The 2,925-nt window shown below is 29.2% G+C and carries 4 protein-coding genes; 3 read left to right on the plus strand and 1 reads right to left on the minus strand.

Going from position 1 to position 2,925, the window contains the following annotated elements:
* Nucleotides 1-230 precede the first annotated feature (230 nt).
* Genes AVJ20_RS17685 through AVJ20_RS17695 form a run of 3 tightly spaced genes read left to right on the plus strand, consistent with a single transcriptional unit; the run spans nucleotide 231 to nucleotide 2,120 of the window.
* Complete coding sequence (locus tag AVJ20_RS17685) at nucleotides 231-1,328, plus strand: hypothetical protein (protein ID WP_111886120.1); 1,098 nt, start codon at nucleotides 231-233, stop codon at nucleotides 1,326-1,328.
* Nucleotides 1,321-1,656 (plus strand): STAS-like domain-containing protein, encoded by a 336-nt coding sequence (locus AVJ20_RS17690; RefSeq protein ID WP_068976125.1) that lies wholly within the window; start codon nucleotides 1,321-1,323, stop codon nucleotides 1,654-1,656. Before AVJ20_RS17685 ends, AVJ20_RS17690 begins: the two co-directional genes overlap by 8 nt.
* Entirely contained in the window at nucleotides 1,653-2,120 is a 468-nt protein-coding gene (locus AVJ20_RS17695; RefSeq protein WP_111886121.1) for a hypothetical protein, read from the plus strand. The genes AVJ20_RS17690 and AVJ20_RS17695 overlap by 4 nt, the downstream gene beginning before the upstream one ends.
* Nucleotides 2,121-2,303: 183 nt before the next feature.
* Here AVJ20_RS17695 and AVJ20_RS17700 read toward each other — a convergent pair.
* On the minus strand, nucleotides 2,304-2,925 hold a 622-nt coding region (locus AVJ20_RS17700; RefSeq protein ID WP_213066211.1), incomplete at its 5' end, for a hypothetical protein.

A 2,925-nucleotide genomic window follows, 5' to 3' on the forward strand; every position in this document is an offset into this window, starting at 1 on the left:
CGGAAAGTAAGACAGAAGAAAATAGACAGAAAGATAAAGAGCTTTTTAATGATCTTTTTAAGGGATAAGTTCTAAATTTCGTATAAGAGTTTTTATGTTAAATAGCTATTGAAGCATTTGGGTTAGGTCGAGCCAGTGATACTATTTTCATTAAAATAAACATATACTTAATTTTTTGTTATTTATAATTTTTTATGAAACGACTGAGCCTAAAACAGAAAGTTAGAAATATGCGTATACAGGAAATACGTACGATTCAACGAATCAAAAAAAATAAAAAAAATAAAAAAAATTGTAGAACTGGTGAGGAGCAACTTAGAACAATAATTACTTTACCAATGCCTCCATTTATCACAATATTTTTGAACAAAAATAGAACTAAGTTATTGAAAGTAACAAATAAATTAAGAGATTATTATTTTAGAAAAAATATATGTATGAAATTAGACTTTTCTAAAACAAAAAAAATGTTTACAGAAGGAACTCTATATTTATTAGCAGAATTAGAAACTTTGAAAATTACAAATCCTGATATTCAATTTAGCCTAATTCCATCAAAAGAAGTTATTGTTAATCAAGTTCTTAAACAAACAGGAATATTAGAACTACTAGGAGTATCTCTTAATTTTGAAGACATGGAATTTGATGAAACAGTCAAGTATTGGAAATACTCGTCTGGACATAAGGTTGAGATGGATTCTGCTGAAGATATGTTAGATGATTTTGATGATCTTCTATCTGAAAGTAGTAGTACTAGTATATTTAACAGTATTACTGAAGCTGTAACTAATTGTCATCACCATGCATATTTGGAAAAGAGATTCATCAATGATCCTATGAAAGCAAAGAAATGGTGGATATTCTCCCAAGAGAAAGACAACAAGCTGTCTATTTGTGTGTGTGATTTAGGTATAGGCATTCCTAAATCTCTACTGAGAAACTCAGAGAATGTTGCTGAAGATTGGTTTTCAAGTCTTAAAAATTTCTTGAAATCGCATAAAGAAAAATATGATAAAGATAGTGCGTCGATTAAAGCGGCTATTGAAATTGGCAATACAAGAACAAATCTTGTTAATAGAGGCAAAGGCTTAAATCAAATTATTAATCAAATAAGTACACTTTGTGATCACAAAGCCTCTATTGCTATTCTAAGCAATAAAGGATCTTATATTATTAATAGAGGTATGATTGAAGATCGGCCTTTAACAGGTATAGTAGATGGTTTCTCGTTACCATATAAACAATCAATAGATGGAACCGTAATCCTATGGGAAATCCCTATTGATAAGCAGATCTCCGACAACGCTTCAGGAGCATCTCATGAGTAAAAGTGTTATGAAAATCAATGTAGCAAGACAATTCTCAAAAAACCCTGCGGGGCGCTATGTTTCTGATGGTAAAAATTCAGGAGAGGTTTTTTTAAAAAATCTGTTAATTCCTGCTATCACTACCCATGATGAGGTTGAAATTGATTTTGATGGAGTTAGAGGATATGGATCTTCTTTCTTAGAAGAAGCTTTTGGTGGATTAATTCGTTTAACAGGTATGAGTGTTAATGAGTTTAAAGCTAAAGTAAAAATTCTCAGTAGAGATCCCTACCTGTTACCTGAAATTAATAGTTATGTTCAAGATGCTGATAGAGCTTTTGCTAAGTGATAGCTCATATTTTTAAAACATATTTTCTGCCATTATTACCATCCTTATTAACCATATTAGGATGGTATATAGTTTATAAAAGAGATAACACATCTAAAGCTAATACCATTCACAATAAAAGAATTGAGGCAGCACAGAAAACTATTGATGAGATAGCAGCATCAGCAAAGACTTATTATTCTTACTCAGGTAGCGATGAAGAAGCTAAAAAGTTAGAACCTATTCTTACAACAAGTTTACAGAAACTTGGTGTTTATATCTCTTTGGTTAGTGACCAATTAAAAGATGATGGTCAAAAACTAGATTTAGAAATTAATTTTATTGAATTTAGAAAGATAATTTCTGGTGGTAATTTTGGAACTTTATCTAGGCAAAAGATAGGAGCTGACAATCAACTTTACAATGATATCAACATGATTAGTAACGACTTATTTTTAAGTTTAGAAAAAAATCTAAAAATCTAAAAATAAATTTCACGCTTATCGTAGAGCATTAGTTTATTTGTCATCGACAGCTAAAGAAGAGTTAAAATCATATTTATTTTTAACTCTTTTTATATAAACTTCAGATACATACCCCTTCAAGGTCTATATTATTTATATTCACAGAAACTTTAACCCATCTATTCGTAACTTCTTTATATACTTTCAAAGGTGTATTTCTAGGAATAACAATAATGGATTCACTTTGAAAACTTGGAGCTCTCTTAAATGAATGCGTGAAATAGTTATACCTTTTGATTCAATATTATTCACATAGTAAACATAAGCTTCTTTAAAGTCGGAAGTTGTTTCTAAGTTATTTATATGAAACGTAAAAATAATAAATATAAATTGTAGAAAGAAATTTAAAAACTTACTTTTCTCTTCTTCGGTTTCAAAAGATTGAAGTTGCTCCGAAACATTAATTTCATCACGAATACTTTCTTCAAAAAAAGTAAAATTCTCTGTGTTAGCAATTTTCTGGTTGTTAATGTAGTTTTTTTGAAAATTTTGACTGTTTACAATCTCTACTACTAACTTTTGGAAATTTTGTAGATTTTTTTGAACTACTGGATCATTTAAGTATTTGTTAAGTGCTATAGAGGCATTTTGGATACCTATTAATGTTTGTTGTACTTCAGGCTTTTTAAAAAAAGCAATAAGTCCTGTTTGAGCATTTATTAGAGTTTGATTAATTATTTGAATGTTTTTTTGCCATTCAGGGTTATTAGTCAGTTTTTGAATTTCACTCAGTGGAATAGACAATTTTATGCTTCCTAAACTTAAA

The sequence above is a fragment of the Acinetobacter sp. CFCC 11171 genome, from assembly GCF_003268405.1.
In the GTDB taxonomy this organism is placed as follows: Bacteria; Pseudomonadota; Gammaproteobacteria; order Pseudomonadales; family Moraxellaceae; genus Acinetobacter; species Acinetobacter amyesii.